General features: G+C 40.7%; 20 protein-coding genes, 4 pseudogenes and 1 riboswitch. Of the genes and pseudogenes, 18 read left to right on the top strand and 6 right to left on the bottom strand.

All coding sequences use genetic code 11. From position 1 onward, the window contains the following. Positions 1 to 87 precede the first annotated feature (87 nt). The 5 genes and pseudogenes from RGF10_RS02950 (at position 88) to sdhB (ending at position 6,290) form a co-directional block, all read left to right on the top strand. Positions 88 to 1,402, top strand: a pseudogene (locus RGF10_RS02950) (anaerobic C4-dicarboxylate transporter family protein). Positions 1,403 to 1,568: 166 nt separating this feature from the next. Further along, on the top strand, positions 1,569 to 3,020 hold the full coding sequence (gene aspA / locus RGF10_RS02955) for an aspartate ammonia-lyase (RefSeq protein WP_412176674.1): 1,452 nt from the start codon (positions 1,569 to 1,571) through the stop codon (positions 3,018 to 3,020). A 74-nt stretch (positions 3,021 to 3,094) separates the two neighbouring features. Then, positions 3,095 to 3,709: a succinate dehydrogenase cytochrome b558 subunit gene (locus RGF10_RS02960; RefSeq protein WP_318507146.1), complete on the top strand. Its 615-nt coding sequence runs from the start codon at positions 3,095 to 3,097 to the stop codon at positions 3,707 to 3,709. 58 nt (positions 3,710 to 3,767) lie between these two features. After that, positions 3,768 to 5,531, top strand: a complete 1,764-nt coding sequence (gene sdhA, locus RGF10_RS02965; RefSeq protein ID WP_318507147.1) for a succinate dehydrogenase flavoprotein subunit — start codon at positions 3,768 to 3,770, stop codon at positions 5,529 to 5,531. A gap of 5 nt (positions 5,532 to 5,536) precedes the next feature. Beyond that, positions 5,537 to 6,290: pseudogene (gene sdhB, locus RGF10_RS02970) on the top strand (succinate dehydrogenase iron-sulfur subunit). 56 nt (positions 6,291 to 6,346) lie between these two features. On the opposite strand, the gene RGF10_RS02975 reads toward sdhB, so the two are convergent. Then, positions 6,347 to 7,378, bottom strand: coding sequence for a CdaR family transcriptional regulator (locus tag RGF10_RS02975; protein WP_318509316.1), 1,032 nt, complete (start codon positions 7,376 to 7,378; stop codon positions 6,347 to 6,349). A gap of 575 nt (positions 7,379 to 7,953) precedes the next feature. Between RGF10_RS02975 and dapA the strand changes: the two genes are divergently transcribed. From dapA to RGF10_RS03015, 8 genes are all read left to right on the top strand, one after another. After that, positions 7,954 to 8,850 (top strand): 4-hydroxy-tetrahydrodipicolinate synthase, encoded by an 897-nt coding sequence (gene dapA, locus RGF10_RS02980; RefSeq protein WP_318507148.1) that lies wholly within the window; start codon positions 7,954 to 7,956, stop codon positions 8,848 to 8,850. Between the two features lie 34 nt (positions 8,851 to 8,884). Further along, positions 8,885 to 10,210 carry a gluconate:H+ symporter gene (locus tag RGF10_RS02985; protein WP_318507150.1) on the top strand — a complete coding sequence of 442 codons (1,326 nt, stop codon included), beginning with the start codon at positions 8,885 to 8,887 and terminating at the stop codon, positions 10,208 to 10,210. Positions 10,211 to 10,362: 152 nt separating this feature from the next. Then, positions 10,363 to 11,250: a 2-hydroxy-3-oxopropionate reductase gene (gene garR / locus RGF10_RS02990; RefSeq protein ID WP_318507152.1), complete on the top strand. Its 888-nt coding sequence runs from the start codon at positions 10,363 to 10,365 to the stop codon at positions 11,248 to 11,250. A gap of 98 nt (positions 11,251 to 11,348) precedes the next feature. Next, positions 11,349 to 12,701 (top strand): glucarate dehydratase, encoded by a 1,353-nt coding sequence (gene gudD / locus RGF10_RS02995; protein WP_318507154.1) that lies wholly within the window; start codon positions 11,349 to 11,351, stop codon positions 12,699 to 12,701. Between the two features lie 133 nt (positions 12,702 to 12,834). Next, positions 12,835 to 13,968, top strand: a complete 1,134-nt coding sequence (locus RGF10_RS03000; RefSeq protein ID WP_318507156.1) for a glycerate kinase — start codon at positions 12,835 to 12,837, stop codon at positions 13,966 to 13,968. Positions 13,969 to 14,168: 200 nt separating this feature from the next. Then, positions 14,169 to 14,870: a FadR/GntR family transcriptional regulator gene (locus RGF10_RS03005; RefSeq protein WP_318507158.1), complete on the top strand. Its 702-nt coding sequence runs from the start codon at positions 14,169 to 14,171 to the stop codon at positions 14,868 to 14,870. 122 nt (positions 14,871 to 14,992) lie between these two features. Further along, on the top strand, positions 14,993 to 15,181 hold the full coding sequence (locus RGF10_RS03010; protein ID WP_318507160.1) for a hypothetical protein: 189 nt from the start codon (positions 14,993 to 14,995) through the stop codon (positions 15,179 to 15,181). After that, on the top strand, positions 15,168 to 15,464 hold the full coding sequence (locus RGF10_RS03015; RefSeq protein WP_318507162.1) for a CBO0543 family protein: 297 nt from the start codon (positions 15,168 to 15,170) through the stop codon (positions 15,462 to 15,464). The genes RGF10_RS03010 and RGF10_RS03015 overlap by 14 nt, the downstream gene beginning before the upstream one ends. A 63-nt stretch (positions 15,465 to 15,527) precedes the next feature. Here RGF10_RS03015 and RGF10_RS03020 read toward each other — a convergent pair whose 3' ends face one another. Next, entirely contained in the window at positions 15,528 to 15,818 is a 291-nt protein-coding gene (locus RGF10_RS03020) for a c-type cytochrome (protein WP_318507164.1), read from the bottom strand. Between the two features lie 455 nt (positions 15,819 to 16,273). Here RGF10_RS03020 and RGF10_RS03025 point away from each other — a divergent pair. Next, positions 16,274 to 17,550, top strand: a pseudogene (locus RGF10_RS03025) (dicarboxylate/amino acid:cation symporter). 78 nt (positions 17,551 to 17,628) lie between these two features. Here the strand turns inward: RGF10_RS03025 and RGF10_RS03030 are convergent. Then, positions 17,629 to 18,156 carry an NUDIX hydrolase gene (locus RGF10_RS03030; protein WP_318507165.1) on the bottom strand — a complete coding sequence of 176 codons (528 nt, stop codon included), beginning with the start codon at positions 18,154 to 18,156 and terminating at the stop codon, positions 17,629 to 17,631. Between the two features lie 230 nt (positions 18,157 to 18,386). On the opposite strand from RGF10_RS03030, the gene RGF10_RS03035 reads away from it, so the two are divergent. Then, positions 18,387 to 18,785 carry a hypothetical protein gene (locus RGF10_RS03035; protein WP_318507167.1) on the top strand — a complete coding sequence of 133 codons (399 nt, stop codon included), beginning with the start codon at positions 18,387 to 18,389 and terminating at the stop codon, positions 18,783 to 18,785. A gap of 254 nt (positions 18,786 to 19,039) precedes the next feature. On the opposite strand, the pseudogene RGF10_RS03040 reads toward RGF10_RS03035, so the two are convergent. After that, positions 19,040 to 21,096, bottom strand: a pseudogene (locus RGF10_RS03040) (molybdopterin-dependent oxidoreductase). A gap of 298 nt (positions 21,097 to 21,394) precedes the next feature. Here RGF10_RS03040 and RGF10_RS03045 point away from each other — a divergent pair. Together RGF10_RS03045 and RGF10_RS03050 are read left to right on the top strand one after the other, a co-directional pair. Next, positions 21,395 to 22,708: an AAA family ATPase gene (locus RGF10_RS03045; protein ID WP_318507169.1), complete on the top strand. Its 1,314-nt coding sequence runs from the start codon at positions 21,395 to 21,397 to the stop codon at positions 22,706 to 22,708. After that, on the top strand, positions 22,705 to 23,340 hold the full coding sequence (locus RGF10_RS03050; RefSeq protein WP_318507171.1) for a retron system putative HNH endonuclease: 636 nt from the start codon (positions 22,705 to 22,707) through the stop codon (positions 23,338 to 23,340). The genes RGF10_RS03045 and RGF10_RS03050 overlap by 4 nt, the downstream gene beginning before the upstream one ends. Positions 23,341 to 23,548: 208 nt before the next feature. Here RGF10_RS03050 and RGF10_RS03055 read toward each other — a convergent pair whose 3' ends face one another. Both RGF10_RS03055 and RGF10_RS03060 read right to left on the bottom strand, forming a co-directional pair. Further along, on the bottom strand, positions 23,549 to 24,499 hold the full coding sequence (locus RGF10_RS03055) for a trypsin-like peptidase domain-containing protein (RefSeq protein ID WP_318507174.1): 951 nt from the start codon (positions 24,497 to 24,499) through the stop codon (positions 23,549 to 23,551). 28 nt (positions 24,500 to 24,527) lie between these two features. Further along, on the bottom strand, positions 24,528 to 25,022 hold the full coding sequence (locus tag RGF10_RS03060; RefSeq protein WP_318507175.1) for a hypothetical protein: 495 nt from the start codon (positions 25,020 to 25,022) through the stop codon (positions 24,528 to 24,530). 352 nt (positions 25,023 to 25,374) lie between these two features. On the opposite strand from RGF10_RS03060, the gene RGF10_RS03065 reads away from it, so the two are divergent. After that, positions 25,375 to 25,767, top strand: coding sequence for a YkvA family protein (locus RGF10_RS03065; RefSeq protein WP_318507177.1), 393 nt, complete (start codon positions 25,375 to 25,377; stop codon positions 25,765 to 25,767). Positions 25,768 to 25,987: 220 nt separating this feature from the next. Next, a riboswitch (Lysine riboswitch) is annotated at positions 25,988 to 26,181 on the top strand. Positions 26,182 to 26,326 lie beyond the last annotated feature (145 nt).

Raw genomic sequence — 26,326 nt, forward strand, 5'->3', positions numbered from 1 at the left:
TCTAAACCAGTCACAAAAAAGGTTTGGCCTTATTTTTATTGCACTAATCATTCTACTATTCATTATCTCGTTTGGAGGGAAGACAACATGTTTTGGATTCAATTTCTAATCGTGCTTGCCTGTATTTTTATTGGAGCACGCCTTGGCGGCGTGGGTCTAGGAGTAATGGGCGGCGTCGGTCTAGCGATTCTCGTGTTTGGGTTCGGACTACAACCGACTTCAGCACCGATTGATGTTATGTTAATGATTCTTGCCGTTGTTACGGCAGCAGGAGCGCTTCAAGCGGCTGGAGGCATGGAATACCTTGTTTTTCTTGCTGAAAAGGCTCTTCGAAAAAATCCTAAATGGATTACATTTATTGCCCCATTGGTAACTTATATTTTTACTTTCTGTGCAGGTACAGGTCACGTTGCATATTCCGTTCTACCTGTTATTGCAGAGGTTGCACGTGAATCAGGAGTACGTCCTGAACGCCCAATGTCAATCGCTGTAATAGCATCACAGCAGGCGATTACCGCTTCGCCAATTTCGGCTGCAACGGTTGCATTATTAGCTTTATTGACTGATTTTAATGTGAACTTACTTCAAATTATGTTGATCTGTGTTCCATCAACTTTAATTGCTTGTATGATCGCTGCTTTTGTAATGAGCAAAAAAGGTAAAGAGTTAAACATGGACCCTGAATATTTAAAACGCCTTGAAGCAGGACTTGCTCCAATTAAAAAGGACAAAAAAGAATTTACACCTAATCCTGGCGCAAAGCTATCTGTTATTTTCTTCTTGATTGCTGCAGTACTAGTTGTTTTACTTGGTTCGTTTGAAGAATTACGTCCAGGCTGGGAAATCGAAGGCGTATTTACTCGAATGACAATGCCAGGTGCGATTGAAATCGTCATGCTTACGATTTCCGCCCTAATGATTATTTTCTGTAAACCAAATGTAGATGAAATTGTTTCTGGAAGTGTGTTTAAAGCAGGTGCAACAGCTGTTGTTGCGATCTTCGGTATCGCTTGGATGGGTGATACATTCTTCCAAGGAAATATGGCCCTGATTTCTGGCTCGATTTCAGATTTAGTTACAGCAGCACCATGGTTGTTTGCACTAGCATTATTTGCTCTATCGATCTTGCTTTACAGCCAAGCTGCAACAGTTCGTACACTAATGCCACTTGGAATTACACTTGGAATTAACCCGGCATTATTAATTGCCATGTTCCCAGCTGTTAATGGATATTTCTTTATCCCGAACTATCCAACTGTCGTTGCGGCCATTAACTTTGACCGTACCCGGAACAACAGGAATCGGGAAATACATTCTTAACCACAGCTTCATGCTGCCAGGACTAATCGCGACCCTAGGCGCTGTAGGAATCGGCATCCTCCTAAGCATGGTCGTACTTTAAAGCGTTGGGGGACAGTCCCCCAGTGAAGTACAGCATTAAAGCAGCGGGGGACTGACCCCCGCTAATGTACAGCGTTAAAGCAGTGGGGGACTGACCCCCGCTAATGCACAGTGTTAAAGCAATCGGGGGTGTGTCCCCCACATTAGGATATTAGGAGATGATTGAGATGGAAGAATTATTCCGGATCGAAAAGGATTTTCTAGGTGAAAAAGAGGTACCAGCCCAAGCTTATTATGGTGTACAGACGATGCGTGCAATTGAAAACTTTCCAATCACTGGATATAAAATTGATGAAGCATTAATTATTGCAATGGCAATTGTTAAGAAAGCAGCCGCATTAGCAAACGCTGAAATCGGTCAACTTGACCAAAAGGTAGCAGATGCAATCGCTCAAGCAGCCCAAGAAGTAATCGATGGTAACCTTCATGATCAATTCATCGTTGATCCAATCCAAGGCGGTGCCGGGACTTCGATTAATATGAATACAAATGAAGTCATTGCCAACCGCGCGCTTGAAATAATTGGTGAAACAAAAGGGAATTACAAAGTCATCAGTCCGAACTCGCATGTAAACATGGCGCAGTCCACAAATGATGCATTTCCAACTGCGATTCATCTTTCAACCTTATCTACTTTGGATATCCTTCTTGAAACGATGGGGGATTTGCACGAAGAATTCATGAATAAAGCTCGTGAATTCGATGGAGTTATTAAAATGGGACGGACTCATCTCCAGGATGCTGTGCCGATTCGTCTTGGTCAGGAATTCGCAGCCTATGCTCGAGTGTTAAAAAGAGATATCGACCGCATTGAAGCAACACGTAAACATTTGTACGAAGTGAATATGGGCGCAACAGCAGTAGGAACAGGATTAAATGCAGACCCTACCTACATTGAAAAAGCAGTTCGTAACCTAGCTGAATTTAGTGGCTACCCATTAACTGGCTCAGAAAATCTTGTTGATGGTACGCAAAATACAGATTGCTATATTGAAGTTTCTTCAGCTTTAAAGGTTTGTATGTTAAACATGTCAAAAGTGGCAAACGACCTTCGAATGATGGCTTCTGGTCCACGTTGTGGATTGGGCGAAATCAACCTGCCTGCACGTCAACCAGGATCATCCATCATGCCAGGTAAAGTAAATCCAGTTATGGCTGAAGTTCTGAATCAAAGTGCATTCCAGGTTGTTGGGAATGACTTAACGATCAGCATGGCATCAGAAGCAGGACAATTTGAGCTAAATGTTATGGAACCTGTTATTGTCTTCAATCTATTGCAATCTATTAAGATCATGACGAATGTCTTTAATGTATTCCGTACTCACTGCTTAAGCGGAATCACTGCAAATGCAGAAAGAATGGCTGCATATGTTCATAACAGTGTCGGCGTTATTACAGCGATTAACCCACACGTTGGTTATGAAACAGCTGCTTCGATTGCTCGTGAAGCAATTGTTGGGTCAAGACCAGTTCGTGAAATCGTGCTTGAACGCGGTGTGTTAACAAATGATGAGCTTGATACAATCCTAAATCCATTTGAAATGACGCACCCAGGTATCTCTGGAAAAATGTTAATTGAAAAGAAGAAAGCAGTTAAACGTGAGCTTGTAATGGCGTAACGTATTGGATCTAGTAGACTGCTAGATTTTATAAAAGAAATAAAGCTCGTAGATAAAAAGGAGGCAGCAAGGTTATGGAGCGAGGAAAAAACCAGCATTTATACCGAAAGCTACACTCCCTGTCAGGAATCATCCCAGTTGGGGTGTTCCTGATGGTTCATTTATTTGTGAACTACACGGTAACGTGGGGGATGGACGCATACAACACCGCCGCAGGAGTAATGGGGAATCTACCATTTAAAGTTTTCCTAGAGGCGTTCATTATTTTTATTCCGCTATATTTTCACGCAATTTATGGAATCTATATCGCATTTCAAGCAAAACACAATGTCGGTCGCTATAACTATTTTAGAAACTGGAAATTTTACCTACAACGAATAACTGGAATTATTACTCTTATATTTGTGACGTGGCATATTTGGGAAACGAAGGTTCAGGTTGAGTTTTTTGGAGCAGAAGCGAACTTTGATTTGATGGCCGGTATCGTTGACAATCCACTGTCATTGGCCCTATACATCATCGGAATTGTCGGATCAATCTTCCATTTTGCTAATGGAGTTTGGACATTCTTGATTACGTGGGGAATTACCGTGACTCCGAAATCACAAAAGCTATTCCAATACATTACGCTTGGTCTATTTGTCGTGTTATCGATTATCGGGATCCGTGCGATTTTAGCATTTGCTTAAAACGAAAGTCCACACAGCAAGTAGGGTTTGTCGAAAATAGGATAGGAGGAAAAGGCAGATGAGCAAAGGCAAAATTGTCATAGTCGGCGGCGGATTAGCAGGTTTAATGGCTGCTATTAAAATCGCCGAAGCTGGAACAAAAGTAGATTTATTCTCAATTGTCCCAGTGAAACGTTCCCACTCCGTTTGTGCACAGGGTGGAATCAATGGTGCGGTTAATACAAAAGGGGAAAACGACTCTCCATGGGAGCATTTTGATGATTCCGTTTATGGTGGAGATTTCCTAGCAAACCAACCCCCTGTTAAAGCAATGTGCGAGGCTGCTCCTAAAATCATTCATATGTTTGACCGCATGGGCGTTATGTTCAACCGTACCCCTGAAGGATTACTAGATTTTCGCCGTTTTGGCGGAACGCAGCACCACCGCACAGCATTTGCTGGTGCGACAACTGGACAACAGCTGTTATATGCGCTAGACGAACAGGTTCGTCGATTTGAAGTAGAGGGACTCGTAACGAAATATGAGAGCTGGGAGTTTGTATCCGCAGTTCTTGATCATGATGGTGTATGCCGCGGGATTACCGCCCAAAACTTACGGACGATGGAGATGCAAGCTTTCCCAGCTGATGCCGTTATCATTGCAACTGGTGGTCCAGGGCTTATTTTTGGAAAATCAACCAATTCAACGATTAATACAGGCTATGCCGCAGCAAGATTGTATGAGCAGGGTGCTTACTATGCGAATGGTGAATTCATTCAAATCCATCCAACTGCGATTCCTGGTGACGATAAAAACCGCTTAATGAGTGAGTCAGCACGTGGAGAGGGCGGTCGTGTTTGGACTTATAAGGACGGTAAGCCATGGTACTTCCTTGAGGAAAAATATCCAGCTTACGGAAACTTAGTGCCACGCGATATTGCGACTCGTGAAATCTTTGATGTTTGTGTAAATCAAAAGCTTGGAATCGATGGAGAGAACAAAGTCTATCTTGACCTTTCCCATATTGATGCGAAGCAGTTGGATATCAAGCTTGGCGGGATTATGGAAATCTATGAAAAATTCATGGGCGATGACCCTCGCAAAGTACCGATGAAAATTTTCCCTGGAGTTCACTATTCGATGGGTGGCCTTTGGGTTGATTTTAACCAAAAAACTAGCATTCCAGGTCTGTTTGCTGCTGGTGAATGTGATTACTCTCAACATGGTGCCAACCGCCTTGGCGCTAACTCGCTCTTATCAGCTGTATTCGGTGGGATGGTTGCAGGTCCGTCCGCGCTTGAGTATATCAATGGAATCAGTAAGTCATCAGATGGAGTACCATCATCGATATTTGAACGCCAGCTAACTGAAGATGGGCAACGTTATCATTCGATTTTATCGATGAAAGGGAATGAAAATGCGTATTTGCTTCATAAGGAGCTTGGCGAGCTGATGACCGATAATGTAACGGTTGTGCGCGAGAACAAGAAGCTTGCGATGACGTACGATAAGCTTCAGGATTTCGTTGAACGCTACAAGCGCATTAATATTGAGGATACAGCTAAATGGAGCAATTCAAGTACATCGTTTGTGCGTCAGCTTGAAGGAATGATTAATTTGGCACAGGTGATAACACTTGGGGCACTTAATCGTAATGAAAGCCGCGGAGCGCACTATAAGCCTGAATTCCCGGATCGTAATGATGAAGAATGGTTGAAAACAACGATGGCCCAATTTAATCCAGCAACAAAACAGCCTGTGCTATCATACCAGGATGTTGATGTTTCACTAATTAAGCCGCGGAAACGGGATTACACGAAAGCTAAGAAAGGAGCGAAGTGATCATCATGACGAACAATAGTAAAAAAATTAACCTGATCATCAAACGGCAAAAGGATCAGCATTCAAAGCCGTATACAGAAGAGTTTTCAATTCCTTATCGTTCAAACATGAACATCATTTCGGCTCTAATGGAAATTCAGCGAAATCCTGTCAATGCAAAAGGGGAACCATCAACTCCAGTTATTTGGGAGTCTGTCTGCCTTGAAGAGGTGTGTGGTGCTTGTTCAATGGTGATAAATGGTAAGCCGCGCCAGGCTTGTTCTTCGTTAATTGATCAGCTTGAGCAGCCGATTCGAATCGAGCCGTTGAGCACATTTCCGGTAGTTCCGGGATTTGGCAGTCGATCGTCAGCGTATGTTTGATGCGTTGAAGAAAGTAAAAGCCTGGATTCCGATTGATGGCACACATGACTTGGGATCGGGACCAAGAATGCCAGAAAACACGAGACAATGGGCGTACGAGCTGTCTAAGTGTATGACATGTGGCTGCTGCCTAGAAGCCTGTCCGAATGTGAATGATCATTCGCCGTTCATGGGTCCAGCACCATTGTCACAAGTTCGACTGTTCAATACGCATCCAACTGGTGCAATGCACAAGGAAGAACGATTGGCAGCGGTAATGGGTGAAGGTGGTATTACAACTTGCGGTAATTCACAAAACTGCGTCGAGGTTTGCCCAAAAGGGATCGAACTGACAACTTCACTCGCAGCGTTAAACCGCCAAGTCACCCTTCAATCTTTCAAAAACTTCTTCGGTTAAGTAACACAGTAAAGCGGTGGGGGACAGTCCCCCACCGCTTTACTGTGTTAAAGTGGTTATTCACCTGCTTTTAATTTGTAATGGACATATCCGGTGTAGAGCTGAAATAAATCAGTGAATTTTTTAGGATTTTTATTTGTCAAATGTTCAATTTTTTGAAGGCGGTACGCCAAGCTGTTCCGATGAATATGGAGTTTTTTCGAAATGGCGTTCATGTCTCCATTATTTTCAATAAAACTAATGAGTGTTTCGATTAACTCTATTCCTTTAGGATTGGTTTCGAGTTCCTGAAAGCAATGACTCAATTCATTAAAAACTCCATCCACATTCGTTAGGGTGAGACAATCAATAAATTTTAAATCATCGTAATAACAAGGATTAACTGATAAGCTAAGTTTCTCTGCTATCTCTAAGGCTCTTTTTGCTTCCTGGGTCGACTTGGCAATATGGGTACTATTTGTTCCGATACCTATCATACAATTATTGGCTGATAATCGTTTTAAAATATCACTGTTTCCAAGGACAATATACAAAAGTGTATTTTGACTAAGTCGGAATGTGAATTCCTGATCCGATAAATATGGTTCCTTTATAGAAGTGCCTTTAACAATAATCGCTTTTCTCTCCAAATGTAAGTCGATTCCAACTGCTGCAGCACTATTTTTAAAAGCTTCATCATATTGATCATTTCGAAAAACCCATTGATATAAAAACTCTTCTTTTATTTGTTCTTTTATTCGGCGTTCTTTAAATAGGAACTCTTGATTGATTAATAATTCAGCTGTTATTTGAACAAGCTCAGCAAACGGTGCAACCGTATTAGGATCACCGCTAATACCAATTACACCAATGACTTTGTTTTTAAACTTAATCGGGATATTTACTCCAGGTTTTGCCCCGCCTTCTGTATTAAAGACGCTAACGATTGTTCCTAGTTCAATCGCCGTGATCGCCCCTTCATGATAGGTGCCTACTCTTTCAGTATCTCCACTCCCAATAATAAGTCCAATTTCGTCCATAATATTTACATTGTATGGAATAACTTGCATTACTTTATTCGAAATCTCTTGAGCTAGTAATTTATTCATTTTCACTAGGGATTCCTCCTTTAATGAAGTATTTTTGATATTTGGTTATTTGCCTAAAAAAATTCGGAAAATATTATGAGTTTGAATGATGATTTATTTGTAAGACAATTATACAATAAAAATGTAAACGGTTACGAGAAAATTAACAAATAGAATGATCGTTCATAGTTTAGAAAATTTACTGTAAAAATAATGTCACTTGACTTACTGTTGGAATTTAGTTGAAGCAGAAGCCCGAAAGCTTCCTTTGTTCAAATGACTAAGAAATGATATGAAAACTTTATCATGTTGAACGAAGATTTTTTTTGAAGAACCGTTTACGATAGTGTGGTAAGGAAGATTGTTAATTTGTCTTACAAAAAAAATGTAAAACGTTTTCGTAGTTTGTCAAAACTCTCACGGAAATTGTTCAAAAAGTAGATTATTATTAGATTATTATTGTGTAAATAGTGAAATCGAAATAATAATCTTTTATTGAATCTTGGTATGTGAATCTGTTCACATATAGTGTTTGCGTGGAGTTCCCTTTCCAAGATCATCTCTAAAGTTACCGGTAAATCAAGGAGGAGTCAGCAATGTTTAAACCAAATGGGGTCATCCCAGCTTTAGTCACACCGTTAGATAAGAGTGGAAATTTGATGGAAGATGCATTAAGAAGAGTAATTGATTACACCATTTCAGGTGGAGTTCATGGGCTGTTTATTCTAGGAAGCAGCGGAGAGATTTACGGATTAACAAATGAACAAAAACGTCGTGTAGTTGAAATTACGGTAGAACATACTGCTGGTAGAGTTCCTGTGTATTGCGGAGCTAGTGAAATTACGACACGGGATTGTATCCAAACTGCGAAGATGGTTGAAGAGGTTGGCGGTGTTTCCGCATTATCGGTTTTAACACCTTATTTCATGACTCCAACGCAAACAGAGTTAAAGGATCATTTTACCGCGATTGCAAAATCAACAAATCTTCCAATTATCCTTTATGGGAATGAAGGTCGGACACAGGTGAAAATAGATGTTAACACTTGTGCGGAATTAAGCAAGGTTGACAATATCATCGGAATTAAAGACAGCAGTGGAGATTTGACAAAACTAGCAGAGTATCTTCGAGTAACTGATCGAGAGACTTTCTCCGTTCTTGCTGGAAGAGATACATTGATTTATGCAGGACTTTGTCATGGTGGTACTGGGGCGATTGCAAGTACGGCAAACATCGCACCAAAGCTATGTGCGGATATTTACAATACGTTTGTAGCGGGTGATTATAAAAAATCATTAGAATTGCAATTCAAATTGGCTCCACTACGACTTGCTGTTGATAAAGCGACTTTCCCAGTTGTGTTAAAAGAAGGCTTAAGAATGGTCGGGGTTGATGTTGGCTATGCATTTGCACCTGCAGCAGAAATGAGCCCGGATAGCAGAAAAATATTAGAAGATGTGCTGAAAGATCTAGAGTTGTTTCAATCAATCTAAATCAAACTAACTCCCTTAGAAGGAAGTGTTAATCATGCCATTATTTTATGTTGCCTTAGCAGTTGTTCTTTTACTAGTTTTAATGATCCCTCTAAAAATGAACGGGTTCATCGCGCTAATCTTAACTTCTATATTTGTTGGTTTCCTTGTAGGTATGCCAATGGAGCAAATTTGGGAAGTCATTGGTGATGGCCTTGGTGGGCAGTTGTCGGGTACAGCCCTTATCGTAGGTATCGGAGCTATGCTTGGAACAGTTCTCGCTGATGCAGGTGCTGCACAGCGGATTGCTACTAGCTTGGTGAATAAGATGGGAATAAAACGTGTTCAGCTTGCAATCTTGATTACTGCCTTTGTTCTTGGCGTTACCATGTTCTTTGAAGTAGCGTTTGTGTTATTAATTCCACTTGTATTCGTTCTTGTACGTCAAACAAAATTAAATCTTTTATGGATTGCTTTACCAATGGCAATCGGGTTATCTACGACTCATAGTTTTCTCCCGCCACATCCGGGGCCAGCAGCTGTTGTTGGTGTGTTCGAAGCTGATATGGGATTAACTCTTTTATACGGATTGTTTATTGCTATACCTGTAGCTACATTCATTGCCTATACTTGGACGAGAGTTCCATTCTTCAAAAAAATCAATCCTTCCATTCCAGAGGGACTTGTTTCAAGCAAACAGTTTAAAGAAGAAGAATTGCCATCTTTTGGAGTAAGTCTTTTCGTTGCTCTTATACCAGTAGTACTTATTGCCATCGATGCTATTAACACCTTATTCTTACCAGAAGATAATGGTTTCCGACACATTATGAGTTTCGTTGGTGCATCAGAAACAGCATTATTAATTGGCCTCTTAATCTCTATGTGGCTACTAGGACCAAGAATTGGTCGTTCTTTAAAAGATGTAATGAAGTCTTGTTCCGATGCCGTTAAGCCAATGGCAATGATCCTTTTGGTTATTGGTGCAGGTGGAGCATTTAAGTCAATTCTAGTAGAAGGTGGAATTGCAGATTATATCAAAGAGATAACATCAGACTGGTCTATGTCTCCAATCATTCTTGCTTGGCTCATTGCTGCTATCTTACGTATTGCTCTTGGTTCAGCAACGGTTGCTGTTATGACAGCTGCTGGAGTGGTACTTCCAATCGCACAAGCGTCAGGAATACCGATGGAATTAATGGTCCTTTCCGTTTCATGCGGAAGTGTTGCTTTCTCTCACGTAACTGACCCAGGTTTCTGGATGTTTAAGGAATTCCTTAACTTATCGGTCACTGAAGCAATAAAAATAAGAACAACCTATACTACCGCGCTAGCCATCCTTGGATTGGTAGGAGTCTTAATCATCAATATGATTATTGGTTAAATAACTTCTTTTGAGTCAACCGGGCAGTAAATCATTACATGTCTCAGTCAGCTGGGAGTTTGCTGCCCGCCATGGTTTCAAAATTTCTAAATAAGAAAGTACAATCTTGTACTACTCTTTTATAAAAAAAAATTGTAGGAGTGAAGAAGATTATGAAGAAAATTGGATTTATTGGTTTAGGAATTATGGGTAAGCCTATGAGTAAAAACTTAATTAAAGCTGGCTATCAATTGATTGTTAGTGATTTCAATAAGGGTGCTGTTGATGAATTAGTACAATTAGGAGCAGAAGTAGAAACTACACCAAAGGCAATCGCTCAAAAAGCGGATATTGTTATTACGATGCTTCCAAACTCTCCAAACGTAAAAGCTGTTGCGTTTGGTGAAAACGGATTGATCGAAGGTGCACGTGACGGATTAATTTATATTGACATGAGTTCTATTGCACCTGCTGCTTCTCAAGAAGTGTCTAAGGCATTAGCAGAAAAAGGTGTAGAAATGTTAGATGCTCCTGTCAGCGGTGGAGAGCCAAAGGCAATTGATGGAACGATTTCAGTAATGGTTGGCGGTAAGAAGGAAGTATTTGAAGAAGTGAAAGACGTATTAGCAGCAATGGCTGGATCAGTTGTTCATGTTGGTGAAATCGGTGCAGGTAACGTAACGAAGCTTGCTAACCAAATTATCGTAGCATTAAACATTGCAGCTGTATCTGAAGCATTTGTTTTAGCTCAAAAAGCTGGTGTAAATCCAGAGGCTGTATATGAAGCAATCCGCGGCGGTTTAGCAGGTAGTACCGTTCTAGATGCAAAGGCACCAATGATGTTGGATCGGAACTTCAACCCAGGTTTCCGTATCAACCTACACATTAAGGATTTATTAAATGCCATTGAAACAAGCCATGAATTTGGTGCACCGGCTCCATTAACTGCAGCAGTGTTAGAAATGATGTATGCCTTAAAGGTTGATGGACATGAATTTGAAGACCACAGCAGTCTATTAAAATACTATGAAAAATTAGCTAACGTTGAAGTTACACGTTAATATTCATTAGGAGAAGTGGGACTTTTGTTAAAATGAAGGTCCCACGCATTCAATATTAAAAATAAGATAACAAAATTTAATTACTAGGAGAATTCCCGATGAAAACAGTACAGAACTTAACTAATCTAACTCCTGTTGTTACTGAAATGGACGTTTATCCTGTTGCTGGTCATGATAGTATGCTGCTAAATCTTAGTGGGGCGCATGGAGCTTACTTTACCCGAAACATTATTATCCTAAAAGACAGTAATGGAAATGTCGGTGTTGGGGAAGTCCCAGGCGGTGAAGGGATTCGCAAAACACTAGAAGATGCTAAGCCGTTAGTGGTCGGATCTTCCATTGGAAATTATAACAATATCCTAAATAATGTGCGTAAAACCTTTGCTGGTCGAGATGCTGGCGGTCGCGGATTACAAACTTTTGATTTGAGAATTACGATTCATGCAGTGACAGCCATTGAGGCAGCCCTCTTAGATTTATTAGGTAAGCATCTAAATGTTCCTGTAGCTGCATTATTAGGTGAAGGGCAGCAACGTGATAAGGTAAAAACACTTGGCTACCTATTCTTTATTGGTGATCGTAATAAAACAGATCTACCTTATTACAGCAATCCTGAAGCAAGTGAAGAGTGGTACCGAATCCGCCATGAGGAAGCTTTAACACCTGAGGCTGTCGTAAAGTTAGCTGAAGCTTCTCACAAACTATATGGCTTTAAGGATTTTAAATTGAAAGGTGGAGTTCTTGAAGGAAAAGAAGAAGCCAAGGCTGTTCGTGCATTAAAAGAGCGTTTCCCAGATGCAAGAATCACTCTTGATCCTAATGGAGCTTGGTCATTAGCAGAAGCAATTGAAATCGGAAACAGCTTGAAAGATGTTCTGGCATATGCTGAAGATCCATGTGGAGCAGAAAACGGTTATTCTGGCCGTGAAATAATGGCAGAGTTCAGAAGACAAACAGGTCTTCCAACAGCAACGAATATGATTTCAACAGACTGGCGCCAAATGGGCCATACGATTTCTTTACAATCAGTCGATATTCCATTGGCAGATCCACATTTCTGGACTATGCAAGGTTCAGTTCGTGTTGCCCAAATGTGTCATGAATGGGGTCTAACATGGGGTTCACACTCGAACAATCATTTTGATATCTCCTTAGCAATGTTTACCCATGTTGCAGCCGCTGCACCAGGAAATATTACAGCAATTGATACACATTGGATTTGGCAGGAAGGCATCGAGCGCCTTACGAAAGAGCCTTTCCAAATCGTTGATGGAGATATTACTGTACCTGATAAACCAGGACTAGGCGTCGAAGTGGATATGGACCAAATTTTAAAGGCACACGAACAGTACAATAATATGGGATTAGGTTCTCGTGATGATGCGGTTGGAATGCAATTCTTAATTCCAGGCTGGAAGTTTGATAATAAACGACCTTGTCTTGTCCGCTAACAAACAAAGTTAGGGTGGCTGTCAAGGTCACCCTTATCTTTTGAAATATGTTGAATGATAGATTGAAAGAGAAATTTAAAATATTTATTATTAAAATAAAGAAGATTCTAATATAAGCAAAGGATCGATTATTATGAGGTTTGTCTTAGCACCAGATTCGTTTAAAGAAAGCATTTCGGCGAAAAATGCAGCCCTTGCTATGAAAAAGGGAATTCTGGCTGTGTTTCCAAATGCACAATGTGATATCGTTCCGATGGCCGATGGTGGAGAAGGAACCGTAGAATCTCTCGTCAGTATGGACAATGGTGAATTGATTAAAACGGAAGTAGTAGGTCCATTGGGAGAAACAGTTATCGCGGCATTTGGGTTATTAAAAGAGGAAAAAACAGCGATTATTGAAATGGCAAGTGCAAGCGGGTTAGAATTGATTAACATTGAAGATCGGAACCCGCTCGTAACCACAACCTTTGGAACAGGACAGTTAATTAAACAGGCACTTGATCAGGGCGTTACTAGAATTCTTATTGGCATCGGTGGAAGTGCAACAAACGACGGTGGAGTTGGAATGCTTCAAGCCCTTGGAGTTTCGTTTAAGGACCAAAACGGAGCAGAGCTTGCATGGGGTGGCGGTGTTCTAGATCAAATACACACGATCGATATTAGTGGATTAGATAAAAGAATTAAAGATGTCCAAATTGATGTTGCCTGTGATGTGAATAATCCGCTTATTGGCGTAAACGGTGCAGCAGCTATATTTGGTCCCCAAAAGGGTGCAACAAAAGAAATGGTGGAACAGCTTGATCAAAACCTGGCTCATTATGCGAAAATGATTCATCAGGAATTAGGCATTGATATTGCCAATACTGAAGGGGCCGGTGCTGCGGGTGGACTCGGTGCTGGATTAATGGCCTTTCTTCATGCACGATTAAGAAAAGGCGTCGAGCTTGTAATTGAATATACAGGGCTTGAACAGCGAATTATTGGCGCTGATTATGTTTTTACTGGGGAAGGCAGCATCGACGGTCAAACCCTCTTTGGTAAAACCCCGTTCGGTGTAGCGACCATTGCGAAGAAGCACTCTGTCCCAGTCATTGCCTTTGCGGGAAAAATTGGTAACGGAGTTGAACCGTTATATGATAATGGCTTTGATGCTATCGTTGGGATTTTAAAAGGAGTCACCTCTTTGGATGAGGCACTTGCTTTAGGAGAACAAAATTTAGCTTTTTCTGCTGAAAATATTTGTAGGATTTTAAAGTTAGGTTGTTAGTGAACGTTGTGATTTTTTGCACACAGTTGATTGGAGCACCTGAAGCGGAAATCAACAGACAACTATTACAAAGCCTAGAAATAAAGTAGTGATTAATGACAATTTCGTGAGCTGCCAATTCGTTGGCAGCTATTTTTATTTTATTTGTTATAATAAAAATTAGTCTAACAAATAAATTGTATTTAATAAGGAGCGAGAAGATGGAGGAGTCTCCTAAGAAATTTTCAGTTGAATCAGTCAATCGGAATACATTGGCGAAGCAGGTTTTGGAACGTATTATTCAGCTATTAACAAGTGGCCAGTTAAAACCAGGAGATAAGCTCCCAACCGAAATGGAGCTATTAGGAGAACTAGAGGTTAGTCGGCCTGTCCTTCGTGAAGCATTAAGTTCTCTCGAAACACTTGGAGTTATCACAAGAAAAACACGAGAAGGAACGTTTTTTAACAATAAAATTGATAGTCATCCGTTTTCAGTCATGTTAGCTTTGGCTGCTGATAATATGCCTGCTATTTTAGAAGCAAGGATGGCATTAGAACTAGGTCTAATTGCCATCGCTGCTAAAAAAATTAATGAGGAACAACTATCAAAATTAAAAGAAACCATTGATTTCATTGCGCAAAGTGAGGACAATAACTACGGAGAAGCCGATCTTGAATTCCATACAATTATTGCATTAAGCGCTGAAAATCCAATCGTAGAAGGCATGATTGATTCTTTATTAATTACTCATCGAAAAATTGATAGTGAGATTAAATATCGGGAACGCGATTTAACGGTTGCGCATCACACTGCTATTTATGAAGCGCTAGTAAAGAGAGATCCCATTCTAGCTTTCCAACAAATGTTTAATCACTTAGATTATGTCAACAAAAAAGTACTAAAGCATTATAATTACCAATAAACTGACTTTAACGCAGTAAAGCAGTGGGGGACAGTCCCCCACTGCTTTACTGCGTTAATGGATATTATTTTGAATATTAGTCAAATATGAAGGTATGCGGTTTTTTAGGGGAGTCCGATGGAGTGAGTAAAGAGATTCTTGTTCTTATTATTGTTTGGAGCCTAATGATTTTGGCACTGCTTATTTGGATACCTAGAAAGAATATAAGGCATTCAATTGTTATCTTTTTCTTCAAGCAGTTTATGACGTGGATATTGGGGTTAATTGTTGTAGAGTTAGGGTTGATCACTTACCCAGGTGCGCGAGTTTGAAAAAGCAAGTCATACAAGCTTTTCTTTTGAATATTTCATTTACCCTGCCATCTGTGTTCTATTTAATTTGTATTATCCGAGGGAAAAGAGTGTGCCACACCGAATTGGCTGGTTTCTATTTTTTCCAAGTTGGATGACGGTTTTAGAGGTGTTGATTGAACACTACACGCAATTAATCAACTACATTCATTGGACCTGGTATTGGACGTGGTTATCATTGTTTATCACTTTTGTTTTCTCGTTCCTATTTTACCATTGGTTTTTTAAGATAAAGATTAGATGAAGCATTAATAAAAGACTGTCACGCCTTATGAAGAGGGTGATAGTCTTTTAATTAGAAGCGGTCTTATTTTTCCAATAGCCATTCAGCCACTAGCTTCGCATCTTCCTCTGACAAAAGTCGTGCTGGCATCATGCCTTTTCCATTGTTCATCAGCTTTAGCAGATCCTCTTCGGTGTATTTGCTTTTCATATTAAGCACTGGCGGGCCTGCTTGTGCCCCATTTAAATCTGCACCGTGGCATGTAGAACAGCTTTTCTCGAAATGCCCGGCAGCATCAAGTGTCTCTGGTTCTTTTGCTGAACAACCAGCCATTAACAACAAAGAGAATATAGAAATTACCAACAGTCGTTTCATGATGTTTATTCCTCCATAACATATATTTAATAAAATTGTAGTTTCTAATAATTAATTCCAGCTAAAAGAAACATTAACATTATATTAAAATATTTCCATGGCCTAGCACTGTCCTAATTTTGTCAAAAGGTTGATTTTTTCTTATAAAGTGCACAATCCAAACTCGTTGAACAATAGAACTGGTCTATGAGTACAAATGGGATCCAAACTCGTCGTGAACATAGAGCTGGTCTATAAGCACAAATGGGGTCCAAACTCTTTGAAAGGTGAACATAGAGCCAGTCTATTAGCATAAATGGATTAACACTGTTCTTTAACAGTCGTATTTTTAAAAAATTCAGTATTTGGACTTTTTTGTTAATAAAATAGGTGTCAAATATCGTTTCCTTTACATGGAAAACTTCGGTATGATACTTCAAAACTACTACATCATTTTAAGTAGAAGGGCTGTGTTGATGTTGAAATCATTTATTGAAAATTATCGATTCACATTCATTTTATTATCAGCCATCGTGATCGGCGGAATTGCTGGAGTAATCTATGGTCCAGATGCTGCCGTCGTTAAGCCGCTCGGGGAACTCTTTCTAAATTTAATGTTTATGATAATCGTACCACTAGTTTTTTTCAGCATTGCTTCAGCAATTGCTAATATGAACGGCATGAAACGGCTTGGAAAAATCATGGGTAGTATCGTGATTATCTTCCTGTTAACAGCTTCAGTTGCGGCGATTCTTGGACTGATTGGAGCCTCGATTATTCCTCCAATCGAACATGCTGATATCGCTTCGATTAAAGAGGTGATGAGTGCAGGAGAAGAAGCGGATTCCGAGACGCAATCACTCCTTGGCCAGCTCGTCGCAACTTTTACCGTACCTGATTTTTCACTGCTGATGTCAAGAAGCAATATGCTTCAACTGATTGTATTCTCGCTATTGTTCGGAATTTCTACCGCAATGGTTGGGGAAAAGGAAAGCCAGTTTCAAGCTTCCTCGCTGGGGGTACGGCTGTGATGATGAAGATGGTCAATCTCGTCATGTATTATGCACCGATAGGGCTCGGCTGTTATTTTGCCGCCGTTATCGGTGAGCTCGGACCGCAAATCCTTGAAGGCTACGCACGGTCTTTTGTCCTGTATCTCATCTTGACGGTCATCTATTATTTTGGATTTTTTACGTTCTATGCCTTTCTTGCAGGAGGAAAGGATGGAATCAAGGTCTTTTGGAAAAATGCAATTACGCCATCTGTCACGGCCTTAGCGACCTGCTCCAGTGCTGCGTGTATTCCGGTGAATCTCGCCGCAGTCAATAAAATGGGGGTACCAAAGGACGTTGGTGAAACAATCATTCCGCTCGGGGCTAACACCCATAAGGATGGTTCCGTTTTTGGTGGTGTCTTGAAGATTGTTTTCCTATTTACCTTATTTGGCAAGGACTTAACAAGTCTTTCAAGCATTTTAAGCATCTTGGCTGTATCGTTTTTAGTCGGAGCGGTCATGGGGGCAATTCCTGGTGGAGGAATGATTGGCGAAATGCTCATCATTAGTGTTTACGGCTTTCCGCCAGAGGTGTTACCGATTATCGCCGTGATTAGCACGATTATTGATGCCCCTGCAACACTGCTCAACTCTACTGGGAACACGGTTTGTGCGATGCTTGTCACTCGTCTGGTTGAAGGGAAAGACTGGCTTAAAAAAGCAGGCCTTAATGGGCGGAAAAAGGCGAACGTGATGTAGGGCGATTTTTAATGGTAAAACCTTATTTTTAATAAAATAAATAAGCCGATGACTTTTAACTGGTCATCGGCTTCATTTTTAATCTGTAATAAATTTATACCGCAAAACGGCTGCCAAACCGGCACCATGCTGGAATTCGCCTTTTTTAATTAAATCCTTCAGCTCCTCCATGCTTAGCTTGTGGACGTCAATTTGTTCACTGCTTTCTAAGTTTTGCTGCGTTGGCGTTAAGCCTGCTGCTGCAAACAAATAAATTTCCTCGCTGGTTGAGCCGGGGGAAGGATAGAAGCTTCCTAAATCAAGCCAATGCTCAGCAATATAGCCTGTTTCTTCCTCAAGCTCCCGCTTCGCTGTTTCAAGTGGGGAGTCGCTACTTGTATCAATACTTCCAGCAGGTAGCTCCCACTGCCAGCTTTTTAAGGCATGGCGGTATTGCTTTAAGCAAAGGACTTCGTTATCCTCCGTGATGGCCAGAATACATACCCCTTTAGCAAAATCTAAAAAGGCAAATGTTTTTTCCTCACCGTTAGGTAAAATCACTTCATCAATCGTAATTCCATAGCGATTCACCTGTTTCCGTTCCGAGCTTTTTATCTTCCAAACCATGTTGTTCACCTCATCCATAAAATCATCAGGAAGTATTTCCCTACAATATGAATATTATAGCCTGTTTTGATGTTCATAGATAATTTGTTTCATTTTCTAATTGATAATGTTTTTCTGGAAAAATAAAAATAGTAAAAAGATGTCATAAACATTACATATTTTGGTATAGGGTTTATGATAATTTTTATAGAAACTAGAATAGTAGTTAAAAATAATAGGGAGGTTACAGAATGAAAGGTTACTTATCTTTATTGTTTGGAAGCTTTATCATTGCACTTATGCTTATCGTTCCAGGAAACGCCGCATTTGCTGAAGAGCCTGCTGGAGAAACTCAAACCACAACAGATGATTGCGGTTGTGATGTATCGATGTTAACCGGTTCTGAAAGAAATAAGATTTTATCGGATTTACTTAAGAGTGATGAGTTCAAGGCTGAAAAACAGGTATTGAAGGATCAAGGCTATAAATGGAATGGCGCTGGTACAACTGAAGTCATCATTAACCATAGTTATGGTGATTTGATTATGGTAGGAGTTATGTTTACTGCTGAAGATGGAAAACAGTATGCAGCTGGTTTTTTGTGTCCCCCTGGTGGTAACTTCATTTTTAGAGGAATCGCACCATATTAGTAGTAAGTCAAGTTTGGCACGAGTTTGTAAGTGTAAAAGCCCCCAATTTTTTGAATTGGGGGCTTTTCTATATGATTATTTGTGACAGAAAAATGGTATCGGCAAATAAGGAGCAAGAATCGGCTAATAAAAAACCGATATTGGCAAATAAAACGCAGAATTGGCAAATAAAATGGCAAAATCGGCAAATAAGACGCTGAAATCGGCGAATAAGACTAGGTTCACCGTTGTCAACCCATCCTTAGCTCCTCAACTTATCTCACAAGTTTTTCTATACTTACCCGACCTGAAAAGAACGTCGCCCCGCCACCCATATCGGCGATTCGATCGGGGGTTAGCGCATTGACTAGCTGTTTTGTACCTTTCAAATCGGCCCACAGCCCTTGGCTTACGACAACACCAGGAAGAACGTTGTCCCCGACTGAAGCCTTCAATTCGCATTCACCGCGGTTGTTCCATACTCGCACCATTTCACCATTTTCGATTCCTAGCAAGCTTGCATCCGTACTATTGATATGGAGCAATGGCTCTTTTTCAAGCTGTTGATGCTTTTGATTATTTGAAAAGGTTGAATTCAAGAAGTTATGGTTCGGCGCTGGGACGAATTGGAATGGGAATCTATTGTCCGTGCTAGCTTTGTCATCTTCTATAAGTGGTATATAGGTTGGCAATGCTGGATAGCCATCCTGCTTCATTTTTTCAGAATAAAGCTCGATTTTTCCACTTGGAGTCTTTAGCTTTCCTGGAAAAAGCGGAGCAACCTTTGCTTTCACAAACTGTTTTTCTAGTAAAGTATTATAATCGATACCCTCCAAATAAGGGTTATCAGGATGATCGAGTGCTTCAGCAATCATTTCTGCTTCTGTAGCCGTAAACGCATCCTCATCAAAGCCCATGCCCGCAGCAAGTAAGCGGAACACCTCGACATTTGACTTGGATTCACCATAAGGCTCAATCACTGGCTGCTGCAGCTGCATATAATGATGCCAATACGATGCGTAAAAGTCGGTGTTTTCAAAGGACGATGTCGCTGGCAGGATAATATCTGCATATCGAGCCGTTTCGGTTAAAAATAAATCATGAACCACAACGAATAAATCATCGCGCTCAAGACCCTGTCGCACTTTGTTGTTGTCAGGTGCGACAACGATTGGGTTTGAGCTATAAACGTACAACGACTTAACCAGGTGGGTCTAAATTAAGCAATGCATCTCCCAATCGGTTCATGTTAACGACCCGCGTTGCTTTATTTTTCAATAATTCAGGTCGTTGCAAGGCATCCGAGTTATGCGCAAGCCAGCCTGCATTACTCTTGATGGCACCGCCACCCTTAACCAGCCACTGGCCAGTTAGTGCTGGCAGGCAAGCAATCGTACGAATACACATACCGCCATTATCGTGGTGCTGCGGCCCGTTGCCAATCCGAATATAGGCTGGTGTGGTTGTGCCGTACATCCGTGCAAGCTTATAAATATCGTCTACTGGTACACCGGTAATAGCCGAAACCGAAGCAGGGTCGTACTGCACAACATGCTCACGCAATTGTTCATATCCTACGGTGTATTGCTTTAAGAATGCCTCGTCGACCAGGTTTTCTGCGAAGAGGATATGCATGATTCCTAAGGCAAGTGCGCTATCTGTTCCTGGTAAAATTGGAATAAACCAGTCGGCGAACTTTGCTGTTTGATTTTTATGAACATCGATTACGACAATCTTGGCGCCGTTTTGCCGACGGGCTTGCTGCGCAAAGGCAATTTGGTGCATGTTCGTGCTCACTGCATTTACGCCCCAAAAGACAATTAGCTTTGAATGGACTGTGTCTTCAGGGTCGATCCCGAAACCGCCACCCATTGTATATTTATTGCCCTCAACACCGGCGACCGAGCAGATGGTTCGATCGAGCTGAGTTGCACCTAGACGGTTGAAGAAACGACGGTCCATTCCTTCTGCGGTCAGGTTGCCCATATTTCCATAAAAGCTATAGGGCATAATGCTTTCTGGCCCATCAGCTTGGATTAATTTTTTCCAGCGTGTAGTAATGGTTTCGATTGCTTCGTCCCAGCTAATCCGTTCGAATTGGCCGTTCCCCTTAGCACCTGTGCGTTTCATCGGGTACTGAAGCCGATTTTCATCGTAAATCCAGGTTCGTCATATGACGGACCTTGTTGCAAATATTTCCTTTTGTAACAGGATGATTCGGATCTCCTTCAATCTTGACTATTTTTCCATCCTGTTTATGAACAAGTAAGCCACACTGATCTGGACAATCGAGCGAGCAAACTGAGTGAAAAATACCATCACGAGGCAGCATTTAAAAAGTCTCCTTTCAATAGTCACTGCGGACCATCCAAATTACTGTATTTGACATGCTGTTGTTCGACGTCGCTTTGGACCATCGGAACATTATCTGGAAATGAATACGTACGATTTTATGAAAAGTTTAATAGTAATATTATAGTTCGTTATATCAATATATTTCGATAGTAAAAATAGACAAAATGAATGTTTTGATATTTTGCAGTTTCTCACCAACCGTAGGAGGCTGTCAAGGATTATGATATGATTAGTTTAAAGGCATTTCCTGAATTTGGGTCAAGAGGTGTTCAATTTTGAAAATAACAGAGATTGTATTAGAAAACTTTCGTGGATTTAATCAATTACAGTTACGTTTTTGTGGAAAAAATGTGGTGTTAGTGGGAACGAATGGGGTTGGGAAATCGACGATTCTTAATGCAGCGATTATAGTATTATCAAGATTTGTTGAAGTTCTTTCTTATGGTATTTCTAAAAAAATAAGCCTCAGTGAGACTGATATTAAGAATGGAAATCAGGGATTAAAAATTAAATGCAGTTTGACCTACGATGGGCATGTAGGCGAACTGGAATTAACGAAAATAAAGGCAACAGAAGCCGGCAGTAAGCTTGTCGTGAAGGATACAACAAAAGAAATAATTTCCCATTTACATAAAAAACTAGCAGAGGATGAAAGCTTCAATGCACCGATTTTTGTCAATTATCCGGTGCATCGGAATGTGAAGGATATCCCAGAGAAAATTAAGGCGAGAAAGGGCCTTGATCCTTATTCAGCCTATCACCAATGTTTTTCGCGGGATGTTGATTTTGGGTCGTTTTTTGAATGGTTTTTGCAACAGTCTCAAATTGAGTCGTTGCGGGCTGGGACGGATTCTATTAGTCAAGAGGAGGACGCCGCCAAGCCTTTGCAATCAGCACCAGCGTCCCTAGAACCATCATGGGAGAATCAGCTCAATGCAGTTCGAAAGGCGATTTATAATTTTTTACCGGGATTTTCGGATTTAAAGGTGCTACGGAATGGGAAAGCTCGAGTGATTGTTACGAAAGGGAAGCAATGCCTTGAGGTTAACCAATTATCAAATGGTGAGAAAGTCACGCTTGCAATGATTGGCGACTTGGCGCGACGGTTAGCATTGGCTAATCCAAGTCTTGAAAACCCTTTGGAAGGGGAAGGGATTGTCTTAATCGATGAGATTGAGCTTCATCTTCATCCAGCTTGGCAGCGTGAAATAATCAACTTGCTTCAGTCTACATTTCCTAATATTCAATTTATCCTGTCCACCCATTCTCCACAAGTATTGGGCGAGCTGAGTGATGCTGAAATCTTTTTTGTAACGCAGGAGGAAGATGGTGAGGAAATCAAGGTTCGCAGTGTACCATCTTTATTTGGCAAAGATTCAAATATGATCCTCGAGCAATTTATGGGTGTGGCTGAAAAAAATGAGGAAATAAAGTATATGCTGCAAAAGCTATTTCGTTACATTATGGAGTCTAAGCTTGTTGAAGCGAAACGAATGCAGGAACAGTTAGTTGAGATTTTAGGCAGTGATGATCCGAATTTGGTCAAAGCGGATATGATTATTCGGAGAAAAGAGAGCTTGGGGCAATGAAGCATATTGAAAAAAAGCCCTCACCAAGTGCATTTGAACATTGGAAGAAATCAGCCGGAGGTTCTGCAAGCTACCCGACGATTCCTCCGGCCATCAAAAATATTGTCCGCGAAAGCTTGCTAGATGAACAGTACTGGCTTTGTTGTTATTGTGGTCTCAGTTTGACCAGAAATAATATTCATATTGAGCATTTTCGACCACAATCTAAATTTAGATCACTGCAGTTAGACTACCGAAATCTTCATGCCTCTTGCATGGGAAAATTGGTTCATCATGACAAAGAGGTTTCCGACTTCTGTGGCCATTCAAAAAAGGATTGGTTTGACCCGGATTTGATGGTCTCACCGCTTGATCCGAATTGTGAAAGTTATTTTGAATATGGCTTTGATGGAACGGTTATTGGGGCCAATCATAACCGTGCTGCTGAAGAAACCATTCATCGCCTAGGCTTGAATACCTACTTACCGATAAAACAACGAGAAGAAGCGATTAATGCGATATTTGATTTGATCGATTTCTCAGATACAGAACAAATCAAGGAAATGATCCAATTTCTCGAAACACCCGATTCCACCAATAGACTACCATCGTTCGGTTACATAATTAGTAGATTACTAAAAACATTGCTTTAAAGCGGTAGAGTAATGGGGGACTGTCCCCCGCTGCTTTATCGCGTTAGTGTAGTGGGGGTCAGACCCCCATTGCATTAGTGCGTTAGTGACAAACCTCCAAATGAAACAGGCGGACTAGAATTGAAGTTCTAGTCCGCTTGTTTGTCTCATATTTTATAATGTGGGATTGTGTTTGCCCATGCCCATTCCCGCTTTATTAGCCCAGGCATTATTCATTTTTGTTTTGATCATCCGTTTTCGGCGATTGTGGTGTTTGCTGTTGCTGACTGCTGAGCTGAGCATCTGGGCTATCTATATTTCCAACATTATTTTGGTTTGGTGCATTATGATTAGGTGATGTCGGCGGACTCGCTCCAGCGATTGGTCCCGATCCAGGTCCTGCTCCGGCTCTTGGTAGCGATTCTGTTTGCTGAGTAATTCTTGGTCCTGCTCGATGATCAACTGCGGGTCCTCCAGCAGTAATCGCCATCACTTTTGGTTTTTTCGGAACGAAAACAAACGTAAACAGCATTAAAATGATAATCAGTAATCCTGCCAAACCGTCGACTATATAGAAGATAGTCGAATAATTAGACCAGAGGATTTTACTATCATCTACCTTTTTCTCAGAATCGGTAATGTATTTATCGATAGATGAATGATTTGGGAAGATTCGTTTAACCGATTCAAATTTTTCTAAGGCATCTTTATAGTATCCACCCCAATACAGGTCCAGACCTTCCTTAAATAATTTATCTGTTTCGCTGCTAGTATTTTTGGCGCCAGCTTGATTGACAAATTCTTTTACGGTGTTAACCGGCATCATAAAGTCAAATCCAGTTAATTCTGAGCCGAAGGTGAGGAGACCTACTATTTCCCCTTTATCATTAATAACTGGTCCACCACTGTTACCGGTTGACGTTGCAGCGTTAATTTGAATGACGCTCGTTCCTGTTTCCAGCTTTTTAGATGTAGCCGAAATTTCACCGGAGTTCATGGTTGACTCTAATGAAGAATCAACTGATAGTATGTTAAATTCTACTACTGAAGGGTAACCAATTGCCCATACTTTTTCTTGATCTTCTACGGCATCGGAATTACCCAATTTCAATGTTGGAAGGTTTTTACCTTCTATTTTTAAGACCGCAACGTCCTTCCAGTCTCCATCTTTTTCACCCACTGGTGAGCCGTAGCTTTTAATCTCGCCATCAAGTACATCTCCACCCAGGTAAGTATACCTCTGTCTGTCTTGTCAGGTTTGTATATCCTAAAACTTGAATTAAATATACATAAGCCGTTTCAATATCCGTTTGGAAGTACTCCGCAACAATGGAGGAGAGTTGGATTAAGGCTTCCTGCAGAATTTCTTCATCCGACATTTGGGTAGTGCTAACCACGTGTGCATTGGTTACGACATATCCATCAGGCGTAATAATGGCACCTGAACCATATCCACCAACAAAGGTCTGGTAATCTAGTTGTTGAAGGAGTGCTTCCAATTCAGGGAAAACGTCATATAACTCCCATTGAACGATGGCGTAGTCATAGACTCGAACAACGGCCGGCTTAGAATATTCAGCTAGCTTCTTAGCTTGATCAATGTGAGAAGTGTTTGGTTTAATGCTCATTAGAAAGAAAGAAGTAACGATTACCGCAATAAGCAATATGCTAATCGGTACGGTAAATAAGGCCCTCTTTTTCATCACACTCACCTCTTATAAAGGAATGTAAAGCCTTTATAACTATATTCACTATATGAAACAATTTATTTTGTACACACAAATAAATTAGCCCACCAGCGTACTAGCATATAAGAAAATCCACGGCCAAATGAACTAATTTCTTGGAAAATTTAATCATCATCACTGCAACGAATTAACGCGCTGGGGGACTGTCCCCAGCGCGTTAATTTGTTAAGTTTTGTGCAAAATTATGACATAAACATTGCAAGGGGTTTGGGATAATTTTGTCGAATAATAGTAATAATGAGAAGAAAGAGGTGAACGGAATGATGGAGCATGAAGACTTTTATCAAAGCTTTAGGAAGAAGATGCAGTGGTGGGAAAAAGTGAGGACGGCAAGACGAATAAATATGTAGAAATATTAATGTTTGGTCCAGATCTATTCCATTTGTTATGTAAATTATCGGTTGATAACAATGTAACCTTTTCTGATAAAGCCAAATTAGGAGCCGCAATTGCCTATTTTATCTCCCCTGTAGATTTGGTTCCTGAAGCATTGATGGGTCCAATCGGTTATGTAGATGATATCGCCGTTGCCGCCTATGTACTGAATAACATAATAAATAATACGAGCCCTGACATCGTAAGGGAGCACTGGGCAGGCGATCAGGATGTGTTAGAAGTCATTAAAAAAATTATTGCCACTGCCGATAAGATGGTTGGCGCAGGCATCGTGAAAAAGATCCGCAAGAAATTTGGCGTATAGGAAGACAATGGGGGACAAGCTTTCACTACTTTAACAATTTAGTGTAGTGGGGGACAGTCCCCTATTGCGTTAATGCGTTACTCCTGTGAGGGACTGTCCCCCAGTACATTAACGCGTTTTTGCTTTCCAGCTTAGGAAAAAACATGTTATTGACTTTTCTTTCGGCTGGATTTATAGTTAAAAATGTTCTACTAATATAATATTTTACCCTCATCCTAACCGATGAGGTAGAGGTCGCGGTTTTGATTAGTAAAGTAATGGAGATGGAGAGACATCAATGAAGTTACTTGAAAGGTAAAATCGCCGAAGCTTGGACTTTTTCTCTAAAGAGCCTTGGCTGGGGCTGTTTCCGAATAGGAACAGAACTGTCACGCTTGTCATAAACCACGGCAGGTGTGTTGAGCTATCTTAATGGAAGGTTTGATGGTGTTAAATAGAGAATGCCTGCGAAAATCGTTGGCTTTTTTTATTGAAATAATACACTCCTTCCTATTAAAAAAAGAAAAGGAGTTTTTTTATATGAGTCAAAACAATGCAACAGCACGTGTTTTACCCAGGT

It is taken from the genome of Bacillus sp. T3, assembly GCF_033449965.1.
In the GTDB taxonomy this organism is placed as follows: domain Bacteria; phylum Bacillota; class Bacilli; order Bacillales; family Cytobacillaceae; genus Bacillus_BU.

Bases quoted from the DNA above. Each gene is read 5' to 3' on its own strand.
- aspA (WP_412176674.1), top strand. From the start codon at position 1,569: ATGGAAGAATTATTCCGGATCGAAAAGGATTTTCTAGGTGAAAAAGAG.
- RGF10_RS02960 (WP_318507146.1), top strand. From the start codon at position 3,095: ATGGAGCGAGGAAAAAACCAGCATTTATACCGAAAGCTACACTCCCTG.
- sdhA (WP_318507147.1), top strand. From the start codon at position 3,768: ATGAGCAAAGGCAAAATTGTCATAGTCGGCGGCGGATTAGCAGGTTTA.
- RGF10_RS02975 (WP_318509316.1), bottom strand. From the start codon at position 7,378: ATGAATAAATTACTAGCTCAAGAGATTTCGAATAAAGTAATGCAAGTT.
- dapA (WP_318507148.1), top strand. From the start codon at position 7,954: ATGTTTAAACCAAATGGGGTCATCCCAGCTTTAGTCACACCGTTAGAT.
- RGF10_RS02985 (WP_318507150.1), top strand. From the start codon at position 8,885: ATGCCATTATTTTATGTTGCCTTAGCAGTTGTTCTTTTACTAGTTTTA.
- garR (WP_318507152.1), top strand. From the start codon at position 10,363: ATGAAGAAAATTGGATTTATTGGTTTAGGAATTATGGGTAAGCCTATG.
- gudD (WP_318507154.1), top strand. From the start codon at position 11,349: ATGAAAACAGTACAGAACTTAACTAATCTAACTCCTGTTGTTACTGAA.
- RGF10_RS03000 (WP_318507156.1), top strand. From the start codon at position 12,835: ATGAGGTTTGTCTTAGCACCAGATTCGTTTAAAGAAAGCATTTCGGCG.
- RGF10_RS03005 (WP_318507158.1), top strand. From the start codon at position 14,169: ATGGAGGAGTCTCCTAAGAAATTTTCAGTTGAATCAGTCAATCGGAAT.
- RGF10_RS03020 (WP_318507164.1), bottom strand. From the start codon at position 15,818: ATGAAACGACTGTTGGTAATTTCTATATTCTCTTTGTTGTTAATGGCT.
- RGF10_RS03030 (WP_318507165.1), bottom strand. From the start codon at position 18,156: ATGGTTTGGAAGATAAAAAGCTCGGAACGGAAACAGGTGAATCGCTAT.
- RGF10_RS03035 (WP_318507167.1), top strand. From the start codon at position 18,387: ATGAAAGGTTACTTATCTTTATTGTTTGGAAGCTTTATCATTGCACTT.
- RGF10_RS03050 (WP_318507171.1), top strand. From the start codon at position 22,705: ATGAAGCATATTGAAAAAAAGCCCTCACCAAGTGCATTTGAACATTGG.
- RGF10_RS03060 (WP_318507175.1), bottom strand. From the start codon at position 25,022: ATGAAAAAGAGGGCCTTATTTACCGTACCGATTAGCATATTGCTTATT.